This window comes from Nonomuraea roseola (genome assembly GCF_039535395.1).
In the GTDB taxonomy this organism is placed as follows: Bacteria; Actinomycetota; Actinomycetes; order Streptosporangiales; family Streptosporangiaceae; genus Nonomuraea; species Nonomuraea roseola.
Map to the genome: position 1 here is coordinate 20,109 of NZ_BAAAXC010000006.1, position 23,860 is coordinate 43,968.

Annotated in this window: 22 protein-coding genes; 9 read left to right on the forward strand and 13 right to left on the reverse strand. The window is 70.4% G+C overall.

The features are described from left to right. Positions 1-90: 90 nt before the first annotated feature. On the reverse strand, positions 91-2,610 hold the full coding sequence (locus ABFX55_RS05800; protein ID WP_346118340.1) for a M14 family zinc carboxypeptidase: 2,520 nt from the start codon (positions 2,608-2,610) through the stop codon (positions 91-93). 103 nt (positions 2,611-2,713) lie between these two features. Here ABFX55_RS05800 and polX point away from each other — a divergent pair, with 103 nt between their 5' ends. From polX to ABFX55_RS05820, 4 genes are all read left to right on the forward strand, one after another. Then, on the forward strand, positions 2,714-4,396 hold the full coding sequence (gene polX / locus ABFX55_RS05805) for a DNA polymerase/3'-5' exonuclease PolX (protein WP_346118342.1): 1,683 nt from the start codon (positions 2,714-2,716) through the stop codon (positions 4,394-4,396). Positions 4,397-4,441: 45 nt separating this feature from the next. Beyond that, positions 4,442-5,170 (forward strand): class I SAM-dependent methyltransferase, encoded by a 729-nt coding sequence (locus ABFX55_RS05810; RefSeq protein WP_346118344.1) that lies wholly within the window; start codon positions 4,442-4,444, stop codon positions 5,168-5,170. Positions 5,171-5,412: 242 nt separating this feature from the next. Then, positions 5,413-6,267 carry a molybdopterin-dependent oxidoreductase gene (locus ABFX55_RS05815; protein WP_346119207.1) on the forward strand — a complete coding sequence of 285 codons (855 nt, stop codon included), beginning with the start codon at positions 5,413-5,415 and terminating at the stop codon, positions 6,265-6,267. Positions 6,268-6,418: 151 nt separating this feature from the next. Next, positions 6,419-7,870 (forward strand): WS/DGAT/MGAT family O-acyltransferase, encoded by a 1,452-nt coding sequence (locus tag ABFX55_RS05820; protein WP_346118346.1) that lies wholly within the window; start codon positions 6,419-6,421, stop codon positions 7,868-7,870. On the opposite strand, the gene ABFX55_RS05825 is transcribed toward ABFX55_RS05820, so the two are convergent. Then, the gene (locus ABFX55_RS05825) at positions 7,867-8,376 is read right to left on the reverse strand and encodes a MarR family winged helix-turn-helix transcriptional regulator (RefSeq protein WP_346118348.1); all 510 of its coding nucleotides are present in this window, start codon (positions 8,374-8,376) and stop codon (positions 7,867-7,869) included. The two genes, ABFX55_RS05820 and ABFX55_RS05825, sit on opposite strands and share 4 nt — an antisense overlap. A 96-nt stretch (positions 8,377-8,472) precedes the next feature. On the opposite strand from ABFX55_RS05825, the gene ABFX55_RS05830 reads away from it, so the two are divergent. Then, positions 8,473-9,261, forward strand: coding sequence for an SDR family NAD(P)-dependent oxidoreductase (locus ABFX55_RS05830; RefSeq protein WP_346118350.1), 789 nt, complete (start codon positions 8,473-8,475; stop codon positions 9,259-9,261). A 15-nt stretch (positions 9,262-9,276) separates the two neighbouring features. Here the strand turns inward: ABFX55_RS05830 and ABFX55_RS05835 are convergent, their stop codons facing one another. Next, entirely contained in the window at positions 9,277-9,879 is a 603-nt protein-coding gene (locus ABFX55_RS05835; protein ID WP_346118352.1) for a TetR/AcrR family transcriptional regulator, read from the reverse strand. A 119-nt stretch (positions 9,880-9,998) separates the two neighbouring features. On the opposite strand from ABFX55_RS05835, the gene ABFX55_RS05840 reads away from it, so the two are divergent. Next, positions 9,999-10,559, forward strand: coding sequence for a TetR/AcrR family transcriptional regulator (locus tag ABFX55_RS05840; protein WP_346118354.1), 561 nt, complete (start codon positions 9,999-10,001; stop codon positions 10,557-10,559). Beyond that, a complete protein-coding gene (locus ABFX55_RS05845; protein WP_346118356.1) occupies positions 10,556-12,058 on the forward strand; it encodes an MFS transporter in 1,503 nt (500 codons plus the stop codon). Before ABFX55_RS05840 ends, ABFX55_RS05845 begins: the two co-directional genes overlap by 4 nt. Here the strand turns inward: ABFX55_RS05845 and ABFX55_RS05850 are convergent. Then, the gene (locus ABFX55_RS05850; RefSeq protein WP_346118358.1) at positions 12,042-13,013 is read right to left on the reverse strand and encodes an alpha/beta hydrolase; all 972 of its coding nucleotides are present in this window, start codon (positions 13,011-13,013) and stop codon (positions 12,042-12,044) included. The two genes, ABFX55_RS05845 and ABFX55_RS05850, sit on opposite strands and share 17 nt — an antisense overlap. Positions 13,014-13,048: 35 nt before the next feature. On the opposite strand from ABFX55_RS05850, the gene ABFX55_RS05855 reads away from it, so the two are divergent. Beyond that, positions 13,049-13,975 (forward strand): aldo/keto reductase, encoded by a 927-nt coding sequence (locus ABFX55_RS05855; protein ID WP_346118360.1) that lies wholly within the window; start codon positions 13,049-13,051, stop codon positions 13,973-13,975. A gap of 54 nt (positions 13,976-14,029) precedes the next feature. On the opposite strand, the gene ABFX55_RS05860 is transcribed toward ABFX55_RS05855, so the two are convergent. The 6 genes from ABFX55_RS05860 to ABFX55_RS05885 form a co-directional block, all read right to left on the reverse strand. Continuing rightward, a complete protein-coding gene (locus ABFX55_RS05860; protein ID WP_346118362.1) occupies positions 14,030-15,631 on the reverse strand; it encodes a solute symporter family protein in 1,602 nt (533 codons plus the stop codon). After that, positions 15,628-15,918: a DUF485 domain-containing protein gene (locus ABFX55_RS05865; RefSeq protein WP_346118364.1), complete on the reverse strand. Its 291-nt coding sequence runs from the start codon at positions 15,916-15,918 to the stop codon at positions 15,628-15,630. The genes ABFX55_RS05860 and ABFX55_RS05865 overlap by 4 nt, the downstream gene beginning before the upstream one ends. A gap of 202 nt (positions 15,919-16,120) precedes the next feature. Beyond that, positions 16,121-16,942, reverse strand: coding sequence for a carbohydrate ABC transporter permease (locus ABFX55_RS05870; protein ID WP_346118365.1), 822 nt, complete (start codon positions 16,940-16,942; stop codon positions 16,121-16,123). Further along, complete coding sequence (locus ABFX55_RS05875) at positions 16,939-17,859, reverse strand: carbohydrate ABC transporter permease (RefSeq protein ID WP_346118367.1); 921 nt, start codon at positions 17,857-17,859, stop codon at positions 16,939-16,941. The genes ABFX55_RS05870 and ABFX55_RS05875 overlap by 4 nt, the downstream gene beginning before the upstream one ends. Further along, positions 17,826-19,079 (reverse strand): ABC transporter substrate-binding protein, encoded by a 1,254-nt coding sequence (locus ABFX55_RS05880; protein ID WP_346118369.1) that lies wholly within the window; start codon positions 19,077-19,079, stop codon positions 17,826-17,828. Before ABFX55_RS05880 ends, ABFX55_RS05875 begins: the two co-directional genes overlap by 34 nt. A gap of 29 nt (positions 19,080-19,108) precedes the next feature. Continuing rightward, complete coding sequence (locus ABFX55_RS05885) at positions 19,109-20,272, reverse strand: trans-sulfuration enzyme family protein (protein ID WP_346118371.1); 1,164 nt, start codon at positions 20,270-20,272, stop codon at positions 19,109-19,111. Between the two features lie 11 nt (positions 20,273-20,283). On the opposite strand from ABFX55_RS05885, the gene ABFX55_RS05890 reads away from it, so the two are divergent. Continuing rightward, positions 20,284-21,303 carry a LacI family DNA-binding transcriptional regulator gene (locus tag ABFX55_RS05890; protein WP_346118373.1) on the forward strand — a complete coding sequence of 340 codons (1,020 nt, stop codon included), beginning with the start codon at positions 20,284-20,286 and terminating at the stop codon, positions 21,301-21,303. Here ABFX55_RS05890 and ABFX55_RS05895 read toward each other — a convergent pair. The 3 genes from ABFX55_RS05895 to ABFX55_RS05905 are packed head-to-tail and all read right to left on the reverse strand — an operon-like array spanning position 21,263 to position 23,860. After that, positions 21,263-22,753 (reverse strand): sodium/solute symporter, encoded by a 1,491-nt coding sequence (locus ABFX55_RS05895; RefSeq protein WP_346118375.1) that lies wholly within the window; start codon positions 22,751-22,753, stop codon positions 21,263-21,265. The two genes, ABFX55_RS05890 and ABFX55_RS05895, sit on opposite strands and share 41 nt — an antisense overlap. Further along, a complete protein-coding gene (locus ABFX55_RS05900; protein WP_346118377.1) occupies positions 22,750-23,115 on the reverse strand; it encodes a hypothetical protein in 366 nt (121 codons plus the stop codon). Before ABFX55_RS05900 ends, ABFX55_RS05895 begins: the two co-directional genes overlap by 4 nt. A 7-nt stretch (positions 23,116-23,122) precedes the next feature. Next, positions 23,123-23,860, reverse strand: coding sequence for a LytR/AlgR family response regulator transcription factor (locus ABFX55_RS05905; protein WP_346118379.1), 738 nt, complete (start codon positions 23,858-23,860; stop codon positions 23,123-23,125).

Sequence of the window (23,860 nt, forward strand, 5' to 3'; positions counted from 1 at the left end):
TGAAATGCGGGAGCCGGGCCGCTCGAGGGGAGCGGCCCGGCTCGCGCGGAGCTGGCGGCGTGGGCGAGGGGGGACGCCCACGCAGCCCGTCTACGGGGTGAGGACGTCCGCGGTGGAGGAGGTCCAGAACAGCGCCCTGGCGACCTGCGGGAACAGGCCCTTCGGGTGGTTGCGGAACATCGGCTCGGTGCCGAAGAGCACCACGGCCGCGCCCCGCTCGTCCCTGCCGCTGACCACCGCGGCCTGGCCTCTGGCGGCCTCGGGGCCGCCGCTGCCGTCGCTGGGGTTGGGCCGCCAGTGGCCCGCCACCAGCGGTCCCTCGGTGGCGTAGGCCTGCTCGACCCTCACCTCGGGGCCCAGCGCCGTGAACCAGCGCGGTGAGAAGACGAAGGAGTGCGCGGGCGAGCCCGAGCCGACGGGGCCCGTGGCCGAGGAGACCTTGACCACGCCGTTGGCGTCGGAGCGGCCCGCCACCGCGGTGGCGGTCAGCAGACCCGCCGCGGCGTTGAAGGCGGCGCCCGTGCCGCCGCGGGTGACCACACCGCCCCTGGTCATGAAGGCGTCGAGCGCCGTCCTGGCCGCGGGGTTGAGCGCGCCGTAGGACAGCCCGCTGGAGACGTACAGCACGTCGACGCCGCTCCAGTCGAAGCCGTTGTTGAGCACGGTGGTCGAGACCGGCGTGACGGCGAAGCCCAGCTCGCGGAGCGTGAACAGTTCGTCGGCGGAGAGCGCGGCGGCGATCCTGACACGGGACAGCGGGGTTCCCGCGGTCGAGGCGGCCCTGGTGAACGGCACGCCGTACCTGTCGGCCACCGTCTTCGCCGCCTGCCGGGCCGAGGCGGGCACGACGGCGCTGCCGTCGGCCGCCATGGTGACGGCCGTGCCCTGGCCGAGCAGGTCGTTGACGGCCCGCACCGCCTTGGCGTCGTCGACCCTCAGCGAGAGGGGGCCTTCGCCGCGCGGCACGTGGCCGGTGGGCGAGGCGAGCTTGACCGGCTGGGCCACCACGTGGAGGCGCCGCTCGGTGATCGGCTCGACCGCCGCGCCCCACAGCAGCGCGTGGCTCCATCCGGAGATGTCGTACATGGCGTCGACCCTCGGGCTGATGTCGGCGCCGGGCTCCAGCATGACGTTGGCCAGGCCGCGCTTGGGCTGGCGCATGTCCACGACGTAGGTGCCCTGCGGGTAGGTCCTGCCGCCGGCGCGGAAGGGCAGCAGCGCCCGCTCGACCTTCACGTCGTTGGCGACGAGGAAGTCCACCAGGGTGGCTGCCGAGGGGGTGCCCGAGGGGATGGCGTAGGCGCGGGGGAAGGTGGTGGTGTAGACGTCCTCGGGTCCGAAGCCGGGGACGATGCCGAGGGGCACCTCCTTGGAGGGCTCACCCGCCGCTCCCCGCCTGAACACCTCGATCTGGTCGCCGACCAGCCTCTCCCTGTTGTTCTGGACGAAGGTGTAGGTGGCCCTGATGGAGGCGGAGGCGATGTCGACGTTGATGCGGCTGCGCCGCTGCAGCTCGGCCTGGGGCAGGGAGGTGTAGTCCGTGCCGTTGACGCGCATCGGGAACTCGATGGTGTGCGAGGCGACCGCGCCGTGGAAGGGGGCGTACTGCGGGGTGAAGATCGGCGGCCAGTCGTCCCAGCCTTCGTCGGAGTCGCGGAAGGGGATCTGCGGCGGGTGGGTGCCGTCCTTCTCGAAGGTGTAGCCGAGCGCGAGGATGGCCTGCTCGATGCCGAGCGCGTTGGCGTAGGCGTTCTGGATGAACAGGTCGTACTCGTAGTTGGCGCCGTGCGGCGGGGTGGTCGGCTCGACCAGGGTGCCGTTGACGTAGCCGTGCAGGTCGATCATGACGACCGGCTGGTTGTCGATCATGATCTGGCGCATCGCCCGCGTCTCGGGCTGCGAGGCGGTGACGAAGTCGCGGTTGAGGTCGAAGCCGTTGCCGTTGGGCCGCTGGCCCAGCACCCTGCCGTCGGGGTTGGCGGTGATGTTGAAGTACAGCCGCGTGGTGGCGAGCAGGTCCTTGATCTGGGGAGAGGTGCTGGTGGCCAGCTCCTCGATGACGCGCAGGCTGGCGTCGGTCCCCTCCCACTCGTTGCCGTGGATGTTGCCGTTGACGAAGACGGGCGCCTTGTAGGTCCTGGCCTGGATGCGGTGGCCGTTCTCGATCTGCTGGCGCAGCCGCTCCTGCCTGCGGGTCTCCGAGGCGCTCTCGGGGGCGGTGACGGTGACCAGGTACATGTCGCGGCCGCCGGCCGAGCGGCCGACCACCTCGGCGCTGACCCTGTCGCCCACGGCCTGCAGCTGGTTGAGCTTGGCCGCGATGGCGTGGTGCGGGACGAGGCCGAGCTTGATGGAGGCGTCGGCGGGGTTCTCCTGCGGGACCGGGAGCGTGGTCCTTCGCGGGTAGCCGCGGGTGTGGTCGGGGCGCCACGACAGTTCGGGCGCGCTCTCGCGCAGCGTCTTGGCGGCGGACTCGCCGACGCCTGCGGCCTCCTCGTTGCGGTCGGCGCCGTTGCCGAAGTCGCGCACGGGGGGCGTGGGGTCGGCGGCGGCCGTGCCGCCGGGCAGCAGAAGGACGGACAGCAGCGGTATCACGACACGTAAGCGCACGCTCTGTTCGTACTGATCGCACCCGACGCGGCACAAGGGGTGACATCCAATCCACGCCGATCCGTGATCTGGAAGTGTCAGAGCGTTCCCCTACGCTGGCCCCATGGCACGGGCAAACGACGAGGCGGCTGCCGCCCTTCAGGAATATTCGGAGTTGTTCGCTCTCACGGGCGGCGACGCCTTCAGGGTGCGCAGCTATCAGAAGGCGGCCAAGGCGATCGCCGGCTTCCCCGAGGACATCTCGCAGGTCGACGTGCGCAGCGTGCCAGGGGTGGGCGAGGCGATCGCGCTGAAGATGGAGGAGTTCCTCCAGCGAGGCAGCTTCCGCCAGCTCGACGCGTTGCGCGGCAAGGTGCCCGACGGTGTGCGGAGGCTGACCCGCGTGCCGTCGCTGGGCCCGAAGACGGCCATCATGCTGTTCGAGGAGTTCGGCATCGACTCCCCCGCCGGGCTGGCCGAGGCGATCGCCGCGGGCAGGCTCGACGGCGTCAAGGGCCTCGGCCCCAAGACCCTCGCCAACCTGGTGAAGGGCGTCGAGCAGCTGGAGCAGTCGGGCCGCAGGGTGCACATCGGGGTGGCGATGTCGCTGGCCGAGACCGTCATGGCCTCGCTGAGCGCCGAGCGGCTGGCCTACGCGGGATCACTCAGGCGGATGAAGGACACGATCGGCGACATCGACATCCTCGCCGTGGCCCCCGAGTCGATCATGGAGGAGTTCAGGGCGCAGCCGTACGTCGCCGAGGTGATCGCGGCGGGCGAGAAGAAGACCTCGATCCGCACGACCAGCGGCATGCAGGTCGACCTGCGCAGGGTTCCCGCCGAGTCGTGGGGCGCGGCGCAGATCTACTTCACCGGCTCCAAGGAGCACAACGTCACCATCCGCGAGATGGCGGTGAAGAAGGGCTGGAAGCTGTCGGAGTACGGCCTGTTCGAGGGCGAGCGGGTGATCGCCTCGCAGACCGAGGAGGAGATCTACGCCGCGCTCGGCATGCAGTGGGTGCCGCCCGCCATGCGCGAGGACGGCGGCGAGGTGCGGGCCGCGCTGCGCGGCGAGCTGCCCACGCTGGTCACGCTCGGCGACCTGCGCGGCGACCTCCACACCCACACCAATCTGACCGACGGCATCGCCTCGCTGGAGGACATGGTGGCGGCGGCGCACGCGCGCGGCTACTCCTACTACGCGGTCACCGACCACGCGCCCGATCTGGCGATGCAGCGCATGACCCTCGACAAGGCCCTCGACCAGCGCGGCGCCCTGCTGGAGCTGCAGCGGAAATACCCTGACATGCGGCTGCTGCACGGCACCGAGCTCAACATCGCCCCCGACGGATCGGTCGACTGGCCTGGCGAGGTGCTGAAGGGGTTCGACGTGTGCGTGGCCTCGGTCCACTCGCACTTCACCCAGTCGCGCGAGGAGATGACCAGACGCTTCATCGCCGCCTGTGAGAACCCTCACGTCGACATCATCGGCCACCCCACCACCCGCAAGATCGGCAAGCGCCCCTCTGTCGACGCCGACTGGGAGGCCGTCTTCCGCGCCGCGGCCCGCACCGGCACCGCGATGGAGATCGACTCCTACCCCGACCGCTCCGATCTGCCCTCCGACCTGGTCAGGCTGGCCAGGCACCACGGGGTGAAGTTCTCCATCGACAGCGACTCCCACGCCATCCCCCACCTGGACAACCAGCGCTTCGGCATCGGCATCGCCCAGCGCGCCTGGCTCACCGGCGACGACGTGATCAACACCTGGCCGCTCGAGCGCCTGCTGGCCTTCTTCGGCCGTTAGACTGCTCCCCGAAAGTGAAAATCATTTCCACTTGAGGGGATCGTCATGACACCCGAGCTCGCCCAGGTGTGGCTGGAGCGCTGGGACTCCCAGCAGGAGCGCTATGTCGCCGATCGGGAGGCGCGCTTCGCCGCGATCGGGGAGGTGGTGGCCCAGGCCGTGCCCGACTCCCCCCTGGTGCTCGACCTCGGCTGCGGCCCCGGCTCCCTGTCGGTACGGCTGGCGCGGCGCCTGCCGTCGGCCGAGGTCGTGGGCGTGGACGTCGACCCGCTGCTGCTGGCCCTCTGCAGGGCGGGCTACCCGGAGATCTCCCGCCTGGTCGACGCCGACCTGCGCGCCCCCGGCTGGACGGCCGCGCTCGGCCTCGACCGCAAGGTCGACGCGGTGGTGTCCACGACCGCCCTGCACTACCTGCCGAAGGAGCAGCTGGGCGCGCTCTACGCCGAGCTGGGAGGGCTGCTGCGACCAGGAGGGGTGCTGGTCAACGCCGACAACGTCCTGGAGGAGCAGCCCGCCGTCGCGACGCTGGCCACGGCGCTGCGCCGCACCATGACGGCGGGGGGCGAGGACTGGTCGGCGTGGTGGCGCGCGGTCGAGGCCGAACCCGCGCTGGCCGACCTGGTCGCCGAGCGCGGGCGCAGGCTCGGCGCGCACGGCGGCGACCACCACCTGCCGTTGCGGACCCATCGCGAGCTGCTGCGGGAGGCGGGGTTCAGCGAGGCTGGGCCGGTCTGGCAGATGGGCGACGACGTGATCCTGGTGGCGGTACGTTGAACGACGATTAGATAGTTAATTGGTAGGGAATAGGGAATACATGAGGCTGGCCACCGAGTCCATCGTCAAACCCCTGCCCTCCCACCTGTTCACCCTCCACGACGGCAACGCCGAAACGCGCTGGGAGGCGATGGCGGGTCAGGGATACCACACGCCCAACGACCGCTTCTTCGTCCGCAACCACACCGCGACCCCCCCGCGTCGACGCGGCCACCTGGCGTCTGCTCCTGCACGGCCCAGGGCTGCGCCGCGCCGTCGAGGTGGGCTACCGGCAGCTGCGCGCGATGCCCGCCCGCAGCGTGGACGTGACGCTGGAGTGCGCGGGCAACGCCCGCCGCTTCTACGACAGCCAGCAGCACGAGCCCGCCCCCGGCATCCAGTGGGGGCTCGGCGCGGTCGGGGTGGCGCGCTGGCGAGGCGTGCCGCTCAGGGACCTGCTGACCATGGCGGGGCTCAGGGACGGCGCCGTGGACGTGCTGGCCACCGGGCTCGACGCGCCCTACGTCCACGAGGGCGCGAACCTCGGCCATGTGCGCCGTCCGATCCCGGTGCGCAAGGCCCTGGACGACGTCCTGGTCGCCTACGAGATGAACGGCGAGCCTCTTCCCGTGGACCACGGCTTTCCCGCCCGTCTCATCGTTCCCGGCTGGGCGGGAATCGCCTCGGTGAAATGGCTGGGCGGCCTCGAGGTCTCCACCACGGAGTTGTTCACGCCGTGGAACACCCTCTTTTACCCCGGCGTGACGACCATGACGGTGAAAAGCGCCTTCGAACTGCCGTGGCCGGCCGTGCTCGAAGCGGGGCGGCGGCACGTGCTGCGCGGCAGGTCGTGGTCGGGCAACGGGCGCGTCGGGCACGTCGAGGTGAGCGCCGACAACGGCGCGACCTGGCACCCGGCCGAGCGCCGGGGTCCCAGGCGCGACGCCTGGCTGACCTGGAGCGTCGCCTGGACACCGCGCCAGGTGGGGCCGCACGTCCTGCTCGCCAGAGCCCTCGACGAGACCGGCGCGGGACAGCCCTCGCGTACCGCGAGCCACCCCTTCGGATACCACTTCGACGCCGTGGTCAGACACCCGATCATGGTTACTCGGGGATAGGGAATTATCACTTCGGATGGCTGAGCTGCACCGTCATAAAAGTCAGCCGAAATCTTGGGAAGCGCTCTGTAATTCATCTGAAAGACTCTCGCAGAAACGTACTCGCAATCCTGGCGGGTCACCATGACACCACCGCGGAAAGGGAGGTTCCATGACGCAGCTGACCGCGCTCGACGCGCAGTTCCTGAGCGCCGAGTCCGCCACGACCGCCGCGCACGTCGCGGGTGTGGCCGTCCTCGACCCGAGCTGCGCACCGTCGGGCACGATCACGCGCGAGCGTCTGGCGGCCCTGCTGCTGGAGCGGATGCACCTGTCGCCGGCGCTGAGCCTGCGGGTGACGGAGGTTCCGTTCGGGCTCGACCATCCCTACTGGGCGCCCGATCCCGGCTTCTCCATCGACAACCACCTGTTCGAGACCGGGCTCGAGGCGCCGGGCGAGGACACCCAGCTGGCCGAGACCGTCGCCCGGCTGCACGCGCGGCACCTGAACCGCGATCATCCGCTGTGGGAGATGCACCTGATCACCGGGCTGTCCGGCGGCAGGGTCGCGGTCTACACCAAGGTCCACCACGCGGCCATCGACGGGGTCTCGGGCGCCGAGACGCTGGCCGCGCTGCTCGACCTCTCGCCCGAGCCGCGCTCGGTGGAGCCGCCCTCGTGCCCGCCGCCCGAGGCTCCGCACCTGCTCGACATGCTGGCGGGCGCCGCCGTGCGCACGGTGACGCACCCGGCGCGGGCGGTGCGCTCGCTGGTCAGGGCGGCAGGTGACCTCGACGCGATCCCCGTGGTGGCCACACTGCCGGGCTCCAGGCTGATCGCCAGGGCGGCCCGCTTCGTCACGGGCGACGAGCGTTCCAGGCCCGGCCTGCCCTCGCTGGCCGTCCCGCACACCCCGTTCAACGGGCCGATCAGCGCCGAGCGCAGGTTCGCCTACGGCTCGGTGCCGCTGAAGGAGGTCAAGCACGTCGCCAAGAGCTACGGGATGAGCGTCAACGACATCGTCATGGCGCTGTGCGCGTCGGCGCTGCGCTCCTGGCTCGACGAGCGCGGCGCGCTGCCCGACCAGCCGCTGATCGCCGCGGTGCCGGTGGCGGTGCGCACGGCCAGCGCGCGAGACTGCGCGGGCAACCAGATCTCGGCGATGATCATACCGATGGCCACGCACGTCGCCGACATCGGCGAGCGGCTGAGGGCGACGGCCGAGGCGATGAGCACCGCCAAGCGCAGGTTCGCGATGTCTCCCGCGACCTGGCTCCACGAGCTGTGCGCGATGCTGCCCTCGCCGGTCTCCGCGCTGACCCCCGCGGTGTTCAGGCTGGCCTCGGTGGCGTTCCCGCCGATCAATCTGATCATCAGCAACGTGCCAGGGCCGCAGTTCCCCCTGTACCTGTGCGGAGGGCGGGTGCTGTCGTACTACCCGCTGTCTGTGCTGACGGATCTGAGCGGCGGGGTCAACATCACCTGCTTCTCCTACGACGGCGTGCTCGACTTCGGCGTCGTGGCCTGCCCCGATCGCGTGGACGACGTGTGGCGGCTGATGCACCACCTGCGCACGGCGATGGACGAGCTCACCTTCCTCACGAGGGATCTCGCGCCGGTCTAGGGGCCTGAGGGAGGGCAGGCGCTCTCGGCCTGCCGGCCGTCCTCGATCGCCAGGATGGGCGCGCCGACGAGATGGCGCAGCGCCTTCCTCAGCACGGCCCGCTCCTGGGTGTCGAGGCCGCCCAGGAGCCGGCCCTCGATCGCCTCGATGTCGCCTCTGGCGGCCTTGAGCGCCCGGCCGCCTTCGGGTGTGACCTCGATGATGCGCGCCCTGCGGTCCGCCGGATCAGGCCTGCGCACGACCAGCCCCGCGCCCTCGAGCTCGTCGAGGATGACCACCAGCTTGCTCTTGTCGACCGAGACCGCCTGGGCGAGGGCGAGCTGGGTGCGGGCGGGGGCTTCGACGATCGCCATCAGCACCGTGTAGCCCCACAGGCTCATCCCGTGCTCCCTGACCACGGCGCTCTCAGCGGTGGACAGGCCCTGCTTCAGCCTGGCGAACGACCAGTGCAGGTCCTCGTGCAGCCAGCTGCCTGGCGAGTCTTCGGCGGTGGGAGCGGCGGTCATGACGCCATGATAGCAAGAGCAAATCATCTTGACTTGAAACCATCTTGCTCTATATTGATTTCAATCTCAGATCATCTGAAGTTGAGAGGAATCAGCATGGACACCGAACTCAGGGATCGCGTGGTCCTGGTCACAGGCGCGTCGACCGGCATCGGGGCGGCGACCGCCCGTGCTTTCGGACGTGAGGGTGCCCGGGTGGCGATCACCTACAGGAGCAGCAGGGACAAGGCCGAGAAGGTGGCGGCGGAGGTGGAGGCCGCGGGCGGGCACGCGTACGTCGCGCGACTCGACCTCGAGGACCTGCCGAGTGTCGCCAGGGCCGTCGAGGCCGTCGCCGAGCACTGGGGCGACGTCGACGTCCTGGTGGCCAACGCCGTCCGCTGGGGCGGTGACGCACCGCCGGAGCCGGGCGTCCGGTTCGAGGACGTGCCGCTGAAGGAGTGGGAGGCGATGATCAACGCCAACCTGGTCGGGGCCGCCGCCTCCGTCAGCGCGGTCCTTCCCGGCATGCGCGCCAAGGGCTGGGGCCGCATCGTGCTGATCTCCTCGGGCGTCGCGGAAGAGGGCCTGCCGGGACCTGGCCCGTACGGCACCGCGAAGTCGGGCCTGCACGGGCTCGCCCGCAGCCTCGCGTGGAACGGCGGCAGGGACGGGATCCTGGTCAACGTCGTGGCCCCCGGCTTCACCCTGACCGAGAGCCGCCCGCCCATCCCCGAGTTCGTCATCGAGGCGCTGGCCGCCGCCACGCCCACCCGCAGGCTCTCCGACGCCGACGACGTGGCGAGGATCGCGGTGTTCCTGGGCTCGGGCGCCAACGGCAACCTGACGGGCGAGCTGATCAGGGACGGCTCCTCCGCCGCGCGCGCCCCGCACATCGGCGGCTAGCGAGGGGCGAGGCGGTCAGCCGAGCGAGTGGGCGATGAGGTCGGCCACGGCGTCGGGGTCGATCTGGTGCCCGGTGAGCTGGCAGAGGTTCTCCTGGTAGAGCAGCACCGCGGCGAAGGTCGCCGCGGCCACCTCGAGCCGCGCCCTGTCGCCCCTGGCGCCGGGCAGCGCCAGCTCCAGCGCGAACCTGGAGCGTCCGATCAGCTCGCCGTTCAGCCGCCCCAGCCGCTCGCGCACCGAGCCGTGCGTGTCGGCCTCCCTGAACAGGATGCGCCGCATCGCGGGCGAGGCCCTCAGCGGCAGCCGCCTGGCGAGCCTGGACAGCGTGCGGGCCGCGTCTCCCGGCACCGCCTCGACCTCGCGCCCCTCCTCCACCAGCGTCCGCTCGTCGACCAGGGCGACCAGGACGTCGATCTTGCGGGGGAAGTAGTGGAACAGCAGCCCCTTGGGGACCTTCGCCAGCTTGGCGATCAGCGAGGTGGGCGTCGCGGCGTAGCCGCCACCCGCGAACAGCTCCTCCGCCGCGTCGAGGATCCGCGTGCGAGAGTCGCCTCCTGCGAACTCCTTGGCGGGTGGGCCTGGGCTCGCCTCGTCGGGGTGCGGTGAGGTCTGGTCCACAGCCGAACGATATCCGGGGCCTCGCCGCGCAGGACCTGCCGTCAAGGGGAGATCACCGTACATGAGAAACCCGTGTATAGTTTGAGACATAAATGTCGCAAAGGATACGGGGAAGTCTCATGGCAGTGACCGCCGAGCAGATCGTCACGGCGGCGATCCACCATCTCAACTCCCACCCCACCGCCTCCATGGCCGAACTGGCCGAGGCGGCGGGGGTCAGCAGGGCCACCCTTCACCGCCACTTCTCCAGCCGCGACGACCTGCTCGTCGCCCTCGGCAGGCGGGCGCTGGAGCGCTGGGAGCAGGTGCAGGACGCGCTCGACCTCACCTCCGCCGCCCGGGAGAGCGACCCCGCACGGCTGGCCGCCACGCTGCGCGACCTGCTCGTCAACCTGGTGGACATGGCCGACGAGCACGGTTTCGCGCTCACCGACCCCGCCATGGAGGTCGACCCCGATCTGCTGCGCAAGCTCGAAGAACTGGAGGGGCGCGAGATGGCGCTGTTCGCCGCCGCCCAGCGGGCCGGCGTGCTGCGCGCCGAGCTGCCGGTGCGGTGGGTGAGCAACGCGGTGTACGGCCTGCTGGTCGCGGTGAGGGAGAGCCTGCGCAGGGGCGACGTGGCCAGAAGGGACGCGGCGGGCCTGCTCGTCGACACCTTTCTCAAGGGCATGGGCCGATGACCCAGCTGCAGGACAGCGGCCTGTTGAGCCGCAGGCGGCGGTGGGCGGCGCTGGCCGTCCTGTCGGCGAGCCTGCTGCTCGTCGTCATGGACATGACGATCCTCAACGTGGCGCTGCCCGCCATCTCCGAGGATCTGCGGCCTGACGCGATCGAGCTGCTGTGGATGGTAGACGCCTACTCGCTGGCGGTCTCAGGCCTGCTCGTCACGGTGAGCGCGCTGGGCGACCGGTGGGGTCGCAGGAAGATGCTGATCAGCGGCTTCGCGCTGTTCGGCGCGGCGTCGGTGGCGGTGGTGTGGGCGAGGGATCCGGCCGCCCTCATCGCGCTCAGGGCGCTGCTCGGCGTGGGCGGCGCGATGATCATGCCGTCCACGCTCTCCATGATCCGCACCCTGTTCACCGACCCCAGGGAGCGGGCCACCGCGCTCGGCATCTGGTCGGCGATGGCCGCCCTCGGCGCCGCGCTCGGCCCCATCCTGGGCGGGCTGCTGCTGGAGGCGTTCAGCTGGCACGCCGCGTTCCTGGTGAACGTGCCCGTGATGGCCCTCGCGATCGTGGCGGGGCTGATGCTGCTGCCCGAGTCGCGCAACCCGAACCCCGGCCGGTGGGACGCGCTCGGCACCCTGCTGTCGATCGCCGGCATGGTCACCCTCGTCTACGGCATCAAGCACGTCGGCGACGCGGGCGGCTGGGTCGCGCTGGCCTCGGCGGCCGTCCTGCTGGGCTGGTTCGTCAGGCGCTGCCTGACCAGGAAGGATCCGCTGCTGGAGATCCGCCTGTTCGGCAGCCCGTCCTTCAGCGCGGGCGCGGTCGCCGCGCTGACCACCTCGATCGCCATGGCCGCGATGATGCTGCTGCTGGCGCAGTGGATGCAGCTGGTGCAGGGCTACTCGCCGCTGGAGACCGGCGTGCGGATGCTGCCGACGGCGCTCGGCGCCTTCGTGCTGTCGCCGCTGGCGCCCGCGCTGGCGGCCAGGATCGGCGCGCGCACCGTGCTGGCGGGCGGCCTGCTGGTGGCGGGGGCGGGCTTCCTGGTGCTGTTCGTGGCGCCGAGCCCGCTCGGCTACGGCGCGGTCGCGCTGGCGCTGCTGCTGGTCGGAGCGGGCATGGGCTCGCTGGCCATCGCGTCGGCGGTGATCATGGCGGGGTCACCGCCCGAGAAGGCGGGCAGCGCGGCCGCCATCGAGGAGACGAGCTACGAGCTGGGCGGCACGCTCGGCGTCGCGGTGCTCGGCAGCGTCGCCACCGCCTTCTACCGGTCGCGGCTGACGGTTCCCGAGGGCATGCCCGCGCAGGCCGTCGAGGAGTCCCTGGGCTCGGCGCTGGAGGCCGCGCGGGAGGCGGGAGCCGCGGGGGCCGAGCTGGCCCGGCAGGCGCAGACCGCCTTCACCGAGTCGCTGGCGGTCACGGGGGCAGCGGGAGCGGCGCTGATGCTGGTCGCCGGCGTCGCCGTGTGGTGGCTCACGCCGCGCGCGCTGAACCTTACCGAGCACCGATAGCGCGCATCAGCGTGGGGTAGGCGCGGCGCAGCTCCCTCTGCCAGTGGGCATGGTCGTGCCTGCCCGTGTAGAAGTGCGTCTCCACCTCGATGCCCAGCTCGCCGAGCCTGGCGGCGAAGGCCCTGCCCGCCTTTCCCGCCAGGTGCTCGGCGGGGTCCTCCCACAGCTCGGCCGTCCCCGAGGCGACGACCAGGCGGACGCCCTTGAGCCGTTCGGCCTGGTCGTAGGGGTTGTGCGCGCGCCAGACCGCGCGCTGCTCGTCGGGGTCGCCCCAGACGCGCTTCCAGTCGGTGCCGGGGCAGCCGAACGTGGTGCCCGCCATGACCGCCTGCGGCACCCCTGGCGCCAGGATGTGGACGGCCCCGCTGAAGGAGGCCGCCGCCTGGAAGTGGCCCTCGGCGGCGTAGAGCATCGCGCCCTGCCCGCCCATCGAGTAGCCGGCCACGGCGCGCCGCTCGCCCGCCCTGTAGCGCGCCTCCAGCAGCGGCAGCAGCTCCTTGAGGTGGTAGGTCGCCCAGCGGGGCGGGCCGCCGCTGCCACCGTTCCACCAGTCGGAGTAGCTGCCGCACCTGCCGCCGTCGGGCATGACCACGATGACGCCGGTGTCCTCGGTGAGATCGTCGACGTCGGTCCTCGAGGTCCACGAGGTGTAGCTGTCGAACCCTCCGTGCAGCAGCCACAGCACGGGCCAGGTGCGGTCGGCCTCGCGCGACCACCCCTTGGGCAGCAGCAGCCTGACCCTGGTGGTGGCGCCCAGCGCCGCCGACTCGATCGTCAGCTCCATCCGCCGGTCGTCGAGCCGCCGCTCGGTGACCACGGGCTCCGCGTCGCGTTCGACGGGGACGTCGCGGTTCAGCGGGCCGCGCTCCTGCCGGCCTCCGTTCAGGAGCAGGACGGCCGCGACCGCCACGACCAGCGCGAGCAGGCCGCCCGCCGCCAAGACCCTGGCCGCCATCCGGCCTCCTTATGAGACCCGCGCATAATAGCCGGATGAGATCGATCAGCACCACGGCGCTGTCCGTGTTCCCTTTGTGCCTGGGCACCAACACCTTCGGCTGGACCGCCGACCGTGAGGCCTCCTTCGCCGTGCTCGACGCCTACGTCGAGGCCGGCGGCAACTTCATCGACACCGCCGACGTGTACCCGAGCTGGGCGACGGGCGAGTCCACCTCGGAGATCGTCATCGGCGCGTGGATGGCCGAGCGCGGCAACCGCGACTCGATCGTCCTGGCCACCAAGGTCGGCATGCTGGCCGGCCTCGAGGGCCTGTCGCCCTCCACGATCCGCACCGCGGTGGAGAACTCCCTGCGCCGCCTGCGCACCGACCGCATCGACCTGTACTGGGCGCACGTCGACGACCAGGACACGCCGCTGGCCGACTCGCTGGCCGCCTTCGACGCGCTGGTGCGCGAGGGCAAGGTGCGCTACCTCGGCGCCTCCAACTACGGCGCGGCGCGGCTGGCCGAGGCGCTGCGCATCTCCGACGACGAGGGCATGGCCCGCTACATGGCGCTCCAGCAGCCCTACAACCTCGTCGAGCGCGGCTACGAGGGCGAGCTTCGCGAGGTGGTGGCCCGTGAGGGGCTGTCGAGCACGCCGTACTTCGGCCTGGCCCGCGGCTTTTTGACCGGCAAGTACGCCGGCGGCGCCACCGTCGACAGTCCTCGCGCGGGCAAGGCGGCGGAGTACCTCGAGACCGAGCGCGGGCCCCGTGTCCTGGAGGCGCTGGCCACGATCGCCGCGGGCAGGGGCGTCGAGCAGGCCACGGTCGCGCTGTCCTGGCTGCTGGCCCAGCCGACCGTCGCCGCGCCGATCTCCAGCGCGAGAAACGCCGAGCAGCTCAAGCCGCTGCTCGACGCCGTCCACCTGAAGCTCGGCGCCGACGAGCTGGCGCTGCTCGACAGGGCCTCACGCTGACACACGCGAAAGGGCCGGGCTCGCGGTGAGCCCGGCCCTTCGAGACGGCGACGGTCAGTGCTTGACGGCCTGCTCGGCGCCGACGCCGGTCAGCGAGCGGACCTCGATCTCGGCGTACTTCGCGGCGTTGTACTCCTTGCTCAGCACGGTGCCGAGCCAGCCGCAGAAGAAGCCGAAGGGAATGGAGATCAGGCCGGGGTTCGACAGCGGGAACCAGGCGAAGTTGGCGTCCTTGAACAGCGCGGTCGCCGAGCCCGACACCACCGGCGAGAAGATCACCAGGATGAGGGCCGCGACCAGTCCTCCGTAGATGGCCGACACCGCGCCCGCGGTGTTGAACCTCTTCCAGAACAGGCTGTAGAGGATCGCGGGCAGGTTGCCGGAGGCGGCCACCGCGAAGGCGAGCGCCACCAGGAAGGCGACGTTCTGTCCCTGGGCCAGGATGCCGAGGCCGATGGCGACCGCGCCGATGACGAACGCCGACACCCTGGCGACCACGACCTCCTCGCGCTCGGTGACGTTGCCGCGCTTGAAGACATGGGCGTACAGGTCGTGGGCGAAGCTGGAGGAGGAGGCGAGGGTGAGTCCCGCGACCACCGCGAGGATGGTGGCGAAGGCGACGGCGCCGATGAGGGCGAGCAGGATGGTGCCGCCGACGGGGCCGAAGATGTCCTCGCCGATCTGCTGGGCGAGCATCGGGGCGGCCGTGTTGCCCGCCTTGTCGCCCGCCATGATGGCCTTCGTCCCGACCAGGGCGGCGGCGCCGAACCCGAGGACGAGAGTCAGCAGGTAGAAGGTGCCGATGATGCCGATGCCCCACAGCACCGACTTGCGGGCGTCCTTGGCGGTGGGCACGGTGTAGAAGCGGATGAGGATGTGCGGCAGGCCCGCGGTGCCGAGGACCAGCGCGAGACCGAGGCTGATCAGGTCGAGCTTGCCGGCCAGGCCCTGCGCCTCGGTGCCGTACTTCTGACCCGGCTGGATGAAGGCGTCGCCCTTGCCGCTCTGCGCGGCGGCGTCGCCGAGCAGGGCCGACAGGTTGAAGCCGAACTTGCCCAGCACCAGCAGCGTGACCAGGGCCGCGCCGCCCATCAGCAGGACCGCCTTGACGATCTGCACCCAGGTGGTGCCCTTCATGCCGCCCACGACCACATAGATGATCATGAGGATGCCGACGCCGATGATGACCAGGTTCTTCTGGGCCGGGTCGGTGACGCCGAGCAGCAGGCCGACCAGCGCGCCCGCGCCGACCATCTGGGCCAGCAGGTAGAAGATGCTCACCACGATCGTGGAGACGCCCGCCGCGGTGCGGACCGGACGCGGGCTCATCCTGAAGGCCAGCACGTCGGCCATCGTGAACTTGCCCGAGTTACGCATCAGCTCGGCCACCAGCAGCAGCGCGACCAGCCAGGCCACCAGGAAGCCGATGGAGTACAGGAAGCCGTCGTAGCCCGACAGCGCGATGATGCCCGCGATGCCGAGGAACGAGGCGGCCGACATGTAGTCGCCGCCGATGGCCAGGCCGTTCTGGAAGCCGGTGAAGGAGCGGCCGCCCGCGTAGTAGTCGGCGGCGGTCTTGGTCTGACGGCTGGCCCAGAAGGTGATACCGAGCGTCGCGAGGACGAAGACGAGGAAGAGGACGGCGGAGAGAGTCACTTGGCCTTCTCCTCGACCTCGTGGCGGAGCTTGTCGGAGATGGGGTCGAGCTTCTTCTCCATGTGCCTGGCGTAGGCCCACGCGATCCAGAAGGTCGAGACGAACTGGAGCAGCCCGAAGATGAGCGCGATGTTGATGTTGCCAAGGACCTTGATGGCCATGAAGTCACGCGCCCAGCCCGACAGGACCACGTACAGCAGGTACCAGGCCAGGAACGCCGCGGTCATCGGGAAGGTCCACGCCCTGAAGCGCCGCCTCAGCTCCTGGAACTCGCTGCTGGCCTGCACCTGTTCATAGACAGAAGAGTCATGTTCTCTGGTAGTCACAGCTCAAGCCCTCCGGGGAGTGTGATGCGGATCACGCACAAGGTAAGAGGGCAAGCTACCCTCCGTGGAGGGGGTGAGTCCGCCTGTTCGGTGAGCCGCCATGGCGTGGCGGCCAGCTGAAGTCAGGATGCGATGAATGGTCCGATTTGCGCGGTGAGCGGTCTCAGCCCTTCACCGCCCCGGCCGTCAGCCCCTCGACGATGTAGCGCCGGATCGCGGCGAACAGCACCAGCGTCGGCACCACCGACACCACGGTGGCCGCCGCCATGGACCCCCAGTCGATGTCGTACTGGGTGATGAAGGAGTTCATCGCCACCGGCACGGTCTTGGCGTCCTCGCTGTCAATGAAGGTGATTGCCAGGAACAGCTCGTTCCACACCTGGACGAAGGCGAAGATGAAGGTGGCCGCGACCCCCGGCAGCATGACCGGGAGGATCACCCTGACCATCGCCTGGAGCCTGGAGGCCCCGTCCACCTGCGCGGCCTCCTCCAGCGCGACGGGGACCCGCTCGTGGAAGCCGCGCATGATGATCGTGCAGAACGGCACCAGCATGGCGATGTAGACGACCATCAGCCCCGCCAGCCTGTTGAGCAGGCCGAGGTCGGACATCAGCAGGTAGAGCGGGCCCAGCGCGATGAACAGCGGGATCATCTGCGTGACGAGGAAGGCCAGCATCAGCGCGCCCCTGCCGGGGAAGTCGAAGCGGGCCAGCACGTAGCCGCCGAGCACCCCGATCACGGTGACCACCGCGGCGGAGACCAGCGCCACCAGGAGGCTGTTGAGCAGGTAGAGGTCGAAGTCGGCGAAGGAGAACAGCTCGGCGTAGTGCTCGAAGGTCACCTCGCCCGGCCAGTAGCGCAGCGGCATGGAGAAGATCTCGCTCTTGGGCTTGAGCGAGGTGATGACGATCCAGTACAGCGGGAAGACCGTGATCAGGAGCCAGACGCCGAGCACGATCGCCTTGGCCGCTCTCCTCAGGATCATCGCGACCTCTCGAAGCGTGTGGCGTTGAGGTAGAAGAGGCTGAAGGCCAGCAGCAGGCCGAGCACCAGGAAGCCGACCGCGCCCGCCCTGCCGTAGTCGCCGCCCATCACCTGCTGGATGAGGAAGGTCGTGACGATGTCCGTGGAGCCCGCGGGCCCTCCGCCGGTCATCGAGTAGATGAGGTCGGGGAAGTTCAGGATCCAGATCACCCGCAGCAGCACGATCAGCGCCAGCGTCGGGCGGATGTGGGGCAGGGTCACGTGCCAGAACTGGCGCAGGCGTGAGGCGCCGTCCACCGCGGCCGCCTCGTACAGCTCTCGCGGCACCGACTGCAGCGCCGCCATGATCATGATCGCGAAGAAGGTCACGCCGTACCAGATGTTGGCCACGATCACCGACGTCATGGCCCAGCCGGGCGACGACAGGAAGCCGATGCGGGTGTCGATGATCCCGGTGCGCAGCAGCAGGTCGTTGATCACGCCGAACTGGCCGTTGAACATCCACCGCCACAGCAGCCCGATCAGGAAGCCCGACATCGCCCAGGGGAAGAACACCCACGCCTGGTAGAGCCCCCTGCCGCGAAAGTGCCTGCGCAGCAGCAGGGCCAGACCGAAACCGAGGAGGAACTGGAAGAACAGCGACAGGCCCACCCAGGTGCCCGTGTTGCGCAGCGCCGTCCAGAACCGCTCCTCGGCCAGCACCGCCCTGAAGTTCTCCAGGCCCACGAACGGGGTCGAGGTCAGGTCGAAGAGGTTGTAGCGCTGGAAGGCGATGACGCTGCCGCGCACCATCGGGTAGTAGGTGAAGACCGCGACGAAGGCCACGCCGGGCAGCAGGCACAGCGCGATGAGCCCTGCCTTCCTCGCGGTGAAGGCGGGACGGCTCACGAAGCCTGACCCGTCCAGAACTCGTCCCACGCCTTCAGCACCTGGGCCGTGCTCTTCTTGCCGGTCAGCAGTGCCTGGACGTCACGGTCGGAGTCGACGAGGAACTGGCTCCATCCCGGCGAGTCGACCGGCCTGATCGTGATGACCTGCTTGGGGTCCTTCTGCGCCTCCAGGTAGGCCTTCCACGCGCCCTGCGAGAACTGCGGGTCGTTCTGCGCCGAGGACGAGATCGGGATCAGCGAGTTGCCCTTGGCGAAGCGCAGGCTCTGCTGCGCCTCCGACAGGAACTGCACCAGCTTGACGGCCTGGGCCTTGTGGGCGCTGAAGGAGGTGACGCCCCATCCGGCGTAGCCGACGGGCTGGAAGGCGTAGCCGGTGGGGCCCTTGGGGATGGGCGCCGTCGACCAGGAGGTGACGCCGCTCTCCTCGACCGTCTTGATCACCTCGGGGTCCTGGATCAGCATGCCGGTGACCCCCGAGGTGAAGCCCTGGACCATCTCCGGGTAGCCCCACGAGACCGAGTCCGGCGGCGACGCCTCCTTGAAGATCTTCACGAACAGGTCGAGCGCCTGGGCCGCCTCGGGCGTGGAGAAGATCGTCTTCTTGTCCTTCAGGTAGAAGGACTTCTCGGGGTCCAGCGCCTCGCCGTTGTAGGCGCTGATCATCTGGACCGCGTAGTCGGCGCCGCCCTTGCCGCCCCTGAAGGAGTAGCCGAACCGCTCCCCCGTGGTCATCTTCCTGCCCTCCTGGTAGAGCTCCTCCCAGGTGGCGGGCGGCTTGGTCATCCCCCAGTCGGTCCTGTAGAACAGCGCCCGCTGGTAGAAGCCGTAGGGGATCAGGTACGGCTTGCCGCCCACCTCCACGGCCTTCTTCCTCGCCAGCTCGGTGAGGTCCTGCCAGCCGGCCCACTGCGTGGTGGGCAGCTCGGCCAGCCAGCCGTTGTTGGAGAAGGACTTGACCGTGTGGTCGCGCACCTCCAGCACGTCCAGGTCCTTCTTCGTCTGCAGGATCTGGGTGATCTTCTGATCGGCGCTGTCGAGGGGCGGCGAGATGAGCTCCACCTCCACGCCGGGGTTGGCCTTCTCGAAGTCGGCGAGCAGGCTCTTCATCAGTTTGGTCCTGTCGGGGCTGGTCAGGCTCTCGATCATGCGGAGCCTGACCGTGCCGCCGCCGTCGGACGAGGAGCCCGAGCCGCACGCGGCGATCGTCAGAGTGGCGGCGGCCAGGGCCGCGAGGAGGGGAGTTCTCATGGGTACCTCCTGGGTGACAGCGCTGTCACTCAAGCTAGGCGCACAACCCCCTTCAGCGCTAGAGCCAGATCCTCGACGAGCGTTTCCGCAGGCTCGAGACCCACCGACAGGCGCACCAGCCCGACGGGGATGCCCATGGTGACGCGCACCGACTCCTCGATGGTCAGCGCGGGCGCGGCGACCAGGCTCTCGAACCCGCCCCACGACACCCCGATCCTGAAGACCTTCAGCCTGTCGAGGAAGGCGGCCACGACCTGCCGCTCGTCGGTGTCGAGCTCGAGGCCGAAGACGCTGGAGAAGCCCGCCATCTGCCGCCTCGCCAGCTCGTGGTCGGGGTGGGAGGCCAGCCCCGGATGGTGGACGGCGCGCACCGCCTCGTGCCGGTCGAGGAAGGCCGCGACGGCCAGGCCGCGCTCCTGGTGGGCGGCCATCCTGACGGGCAGCGTGCGCAACCCCTTGATCACCTTGGCCGCGTCGTGCGGGGACATCGCCGCGCCGTACAGCTGGTACTCCGTCAGCGCGATCGGCCTGATCAGCTCGGCAGAGCCGGCCACCACCCCGCCGACGAGGTCGCTGTGGCCCCCCACGTACTTCGACAGCGAATGGATCACCAGGTCGACGCCCATGGTCAGCGGCTTCTGGAACAGCGGCGTGGACCAGGTGTTGTCCATCACGGACACCAGCCCGTGGCCCGAGGCCCACGCGGTCACGGCGGGGATGTCCACCACGCGGTAGCTCATGTAGGACGGCGACTCGAAGTAGAGTACTCGCGTGTTCGCTCTGATAGCGCTGTCAAGACCGGCGGGGTCGCCGACATGTGTGTGCGTGACGCCGAACTTCTCCAGGTAGCGAAGGAACTGCGTGGTGGGCCCGTAGATGGCGCCCAGCACCAGCACGTGGTCGCCCCCCGACACCAGCGACGAGACGGTCGCCGAGATCGCGCCCATGCCCGAGCCGAAGCACTTGGCCCGCTCGGCGCGCTCCAGCGCCGCCAGCTTGCGCTGGGCCAGGTCGACGGTCGGGTTGGTGCCGCGCCAGTAGACGTAGCGCTCGTCCTCATCCTTGATCGCCTCGGCGAGGTCGCCTGCCGTCTCGAAGGTGAACAGGGAGTTCTCGAACACCGGCGGATTGACCGCGCCCAGCGCCCACGGTTCGTCCTCGCCCAGCCTGCCGCAGATCCAGTCATCGTTCATGGGGGGACCCTATGACAGCGCGACAGAGACCCACCATGGCGGACGTGGCCAGGCACGCGGGGGTGAGCCTCAAGACGGTCTCGCGGGTGGTCAACCAGGAGCCGCACGTCAGCGGGCCGCTGCAGCGCAGGGTGCAGGAGGCGATCAACGCGCTCGGCTTCCGCCGCAACGAGGCGGCCAGCCGCCTGGCCAGGGGCGCGGCGATGCTCACGATCGGGCTGGTGATGGAGAACATCTCCAACCAGTTCTACGCCCACCTGGCCGCCGCCGTGGAGAGCGCGGCGGCCGAGCACGAGGCGCTGGTCGTCTTCGGCTCCTACGAGGAGCGGCCCGAGCGGGAGCGGATGCTCGTGGAGTCGATGTTCGCGCGCGGCGTCGACTCCCTCATCCTGGTGCCGTCGGCGGGCGGCCACCGCTGGCTGGCCGAGCTGCTGGGCGGCGGCCTTCACGCGGTGTTCGTGGACAGGGTGCCCGCGGGGCTGCCCGAGTCCAGCGCGGTGCTGCTCGACGACTTCAAGGGCGGGCGCCTGGCCACCGAGCACCTGATGGCGCGGGGGCACCGGCGCATCGCGCTCATCTCCGACGACGAGAACCTCAGCTCGGTGCACGACAGGGCGCGCGGCTACCGCGAGGCCCTCGGCACGGTGGACGAGTCTCTCGTGACCCGCGGGGTGTTCGACCCCTGGCGGGCCGCGCGCGAGGTCGACAGGCTGCTGGAGCTGCCCGACCCGCCCACGGCCTTCTTCGCCACCAACAACAGGGCGGCGATCGGGATCCTCCAGGCGTTGAGGACGCGCCGTGAGAGGCCCGCGTTCGTGGGGTTCGACGACTTCGCGCTGGCCGACGTCTTCGACCCGGGGGTGAGCGTGGTGCGCTACGACACCGCGCTGCTCGGCCGTACCGCCGTCGACCTGCTCTTGGACGGCGGGCCCGCGCGCATGGTCAGGGTGCCGGTCGAGCTGGTGGTGCGCGGCTCGGGCGAGCTGCCCGTCACGACGAGCGAGAGCGCCAGTCGCCGCGGTCGAGGTTGAGCGTCTCGGGGGTGTGCAGGCGGACCATCGTCCTGGCCACCCCAAGCGGCACGCGGTGCGGGGTCAGGAACGAGACCACGACCATGACGAAGAAGGCGATCGGCACCGTCCAGGCCGCGGGCTGGGCCATCAGCGCGCCCACGAGCCCGCCATACGGCCCGCCGGTGATCTGCGCCATCACCGCCGCGCACGCCAGCCCCCCGCCCACGAACAATCCCGCCAGCGCCCCCGTCGACGACAGCCTGCGCCACCAGATGCCCAGCACCAGCAGCGGGCAGAAGGACGAGGCCGCCACGGCGAAGGCGAGCCCGACCACGTCGGCGACCGGCAGCGCCCTGGCCCACACGGCCAGCACCAGGGGCACGGCCACGGCCATCAACGTCGCCAGCCGGAAGGCGCGCACCGCGCCGCCGCCCAGCAGGTCCTGCGCGATCACGCCCGCCACCGACACCGTCAGCCCCGAGGAGGTCGACAGGAACGCGGCGAAGGCGCCCGCGGTGACCAGCGCCGTCAGCACGTCGCCGAGCGTGCCGCCGATCACCCTGCCTGGCAGCGTCAGCACGACCGCGTCGGTGCCCGCCACGTCGGGAGCGTAGATCCTGCCCAGCCAGCCGTAGAGCGCGGGAAGCAGGTAGAAGGCGCCCAGCAGCGACAGCACCACCAACGTCGTACGGCGGGCCGCCCGCCCGTCGGGGTTGGTGTAGAAGCGCACCAGCACGTGCGGCAGCCCCATCGTGCCGAGGAAGGTCGCCAGGATCAGCGAGTAGGTCGAGTAGAGCCCGTACTCCTTCGCGCTGGACAGCGGCAGCTGCCAGTGCGCCATGTCGTGCTCCGACAGCCCGGGCGCGCCGCCCGAGCGCCAGGCCATCAGCAGGAAGACCAGGGGGACCGCGAGCGCGGTGAGCTTGAGCCAGTACTGGAAGGCCTGCACGAACGTGATCGAGCGCATCCCTCCCGACAGCACGTTGACCGCCACCACCACGGCGACCACCAGACCGCCCACCCAGCCGGGCGCCCCCGTGATCGCGCGCAGCACGATGCCCGCGCTCTGGAACTGCGGCATGAGGTAGAGCCAGCCGATCAGCACCACCAGCACGCTGGCCGTCCTGCGCACGGCCATCGACTCCAGGCGCGACTCGGCGAAGTCGGGCAGCGTGTAGGCGCCCGAGCGGCGCAGCGGCGCCGAGACCAGCACCAGCAGCACCAGGTAGCCGCCGGTCCAGCCGACGGGCAGCCACAGCATGTCCGCGCCATGGGTGAGGATGAGGCCCGCGATGCCGAGGAAGGAGGCGGCCGACAGGTACTCCCCTCCGATGGCCGAGGCGTTCCACAGCGGGGTGACCGTGCGGGAGGCCACGTAGAAGTCGGAGGTCGTGCGCGAGAGACGCAGGCCGAACGCGCCGATCAGGATCGCCGCGACCACCACGATGACGACGGCGGCCAGGCTCATTGCCGCTCGACCAGGTCCTCGAAGTGGCGCTCGTTGCGCTCGGCCTGCCGGACGTACAGCCAGGCCCCGGCGACGAACATCGGGTAGATCAGCCCCGCCAGCACCGCCCACGGCAGCGGCACCCCCGCCAGGTGCACCGCCCGCAGCTCGGGCACGAGCAGGAACAGCATCGGCAGCCCCAGCACCACGCAGGCCAGCACGGTGCAGACGAACAGCGCGAGCCTGAACTGCGTGCGCAGCAGCGAGCGCATGTAGACCTCACCGAGGTGGGTCTGCTCGTCGATCTCCCTGCTGACCGGGTAGCGGGGCCTGCGCGCGGCGGCCGTGCGCGGGCTCATGACCGTGACTCTGCGCCTGGTCATCAGGCCTTCACCGCCTCTCCCTGCGCAGCAGCAGGTCGCGCAGCTCGCGGGTGTGGCGGCGGCTGACCGGGATCTCGGTGTCGCCGACCCTGACCGAGCAGCGCCCGGAGTCGATGTGCAGCTCCTCGATGTGCCGGAGCGCGACCAGATGGCTGCGGTGCACGCGCACGAAGCCGGAGGAGGCCCAGCGCTCCTCCAGCGTGGCCAGCGGGATGCGGACCAGGTGGCTGCCCGCGGCGGTGTGCAGGCGGGCGTAGTCGCCCTGCGCCTCCACGTAGATCACGTCCGCCGTGGAGACGAACCTCGTCACGCCGCCCAGCTCGACGGGGATCGTGTCGGACTCCGCTCCCTCGACGGGAACGTCGGCCGAGACGCACACCCGCCTGATCGCCTCGGCAAGCCTCTCCGGCCGCACGGGCTTGAGCAGGTAGTCCTCGGCCTTGATCTCGAAGGCGTCGACCGCGTGCTCCTCGTAGGCGGTCACGAAGACGACGCGGGGCGGGTTGGCGAACTGCGACAGCAGCCTGCCGAGCACCACGCCGTCGAGCCCGCGCATCCTGATGTCGAGGAAGACCGCGTCGATCGGCCGCCCCTCGGCGATGGCCCTGTCGAGCAGCCGCAGCGCGGCGGCCCCGTCACGAGCGGTGGCCACCTCGCCGATCCTGGGATCGGCCCGCAGCAGGTACGACAGGTCTTCGAGCGCCGGAAGCTCGTCGTCCACCGCCAGCACCCGCAGCCTGTTCAC

Bases quoted from the DNA above. Each gene is read 5' to 3' on its own strand.
- polX (WP_346118342.1), top strand. From the start codon at position 2,714: ATGGCACGGGCAAACGACGAGGCGGCTGCCGCCCTTCAGGAATATTCG.
- ABFX55_RS05810 (WP_346118344.1), top strand. From the start codon at position 4,442: ATGACACCCGAGCTCGCCCAGGTGTGGCTGGAGCGCTGGGACTCCCAG.
- ABFX55_RS05820 (WP_346118346.1), top strand. From the start codon at position 6,419: ATGACGCAGCTGACCGCGCTCGACGCGCAGTTCCTGAGCGCCGAGTCC.
- ABFX55_RS05825 (WP_346118348.1), bottom strand. From the start codon at position 8,376: ATGACCGCCGCTCCCACCGCCGAAGACTCGCCAGGCAGCTGGCTGCAC.
- ABFX55_RS05830 (WP_346118350.1), top strand. From the start codon at position 8,473: ATGGACACCGAACTCAGGGATCGCGTGGTCCTGGTCACAGGCGCGTCG.
- ABFX55_RS05840 (WP_346118354.1), top strand. From the start codon at position 9,999: ATGGCAGTGACCGCCGAGCAGATCGTCACGGCGGCGATCCACCATCTC.
- ABFX55_RS05845 (WP_346118356.1), top strand. From the start codon at position 10,556: ATGACCCAGCTGCAGGACAGCGGCCTGTTGAGCCGCAGGCGGCGGTGG.
- ABFX55_RS05850 (WP_346118358.1), bottom strand. From the start codon at position 13,013: ATGGCGGCCAGGGTCTTGGCGGCGGGCGGCCTGCTCGCGCTGGTCGTG.
- ABFX55_RS05855 (WP_346118360.1), top strand. From the start codon at position 13,049: ATGAGATCGATCAGCACCACGGCGCTGTCCGTGTTCCCTTTGTGCCTG.
- ABFX55_RS05870 (WP_346118365.1), bottom strand. From the start codon at position 16,942: ATGATCCTGAGGAGAGCGGCCAAGGCGATCGTGCTCGGCGTCTGGCTC.
- ABFX55_RS05880 (WP_346118369.1), bottom strand. From the start codon at position 19,079: ATGAGAACTCCCCTCCTCGCGGCCCTGGCCGCCGCCACTCTGACGATC.
- ABFX55_RS05885 (WP_346118371.1), bottom strand. From the start codon at position 20,272: ATGAACGATGACTGGATCTGCGGCAGGCTGGGCGAGGACGAACCGTGG.
- ABFX55_RS05890 (WP_346118373.1), top strand. From the start codon at position 20,284: ATGACAGCGCGACAGAGACCCACCATGGCGGACGTGGCCAGGCACGCG.
- ABFX55_RS05895 (WP_346118375.1), bottom strand. From the start codon at position 22,753: ATGAGCCTGGCCGCCGTCGTCATCGTGGTGGTCGCGGCGATCCTGATC.
- ABFX55_RS05900 (WP_346118377.1), bottom strand. From the start codon at position 23,115: ATGACCAGGCGCAGAGTCACGGTCATGAGCCCGCGCACGGCCGCCGCG.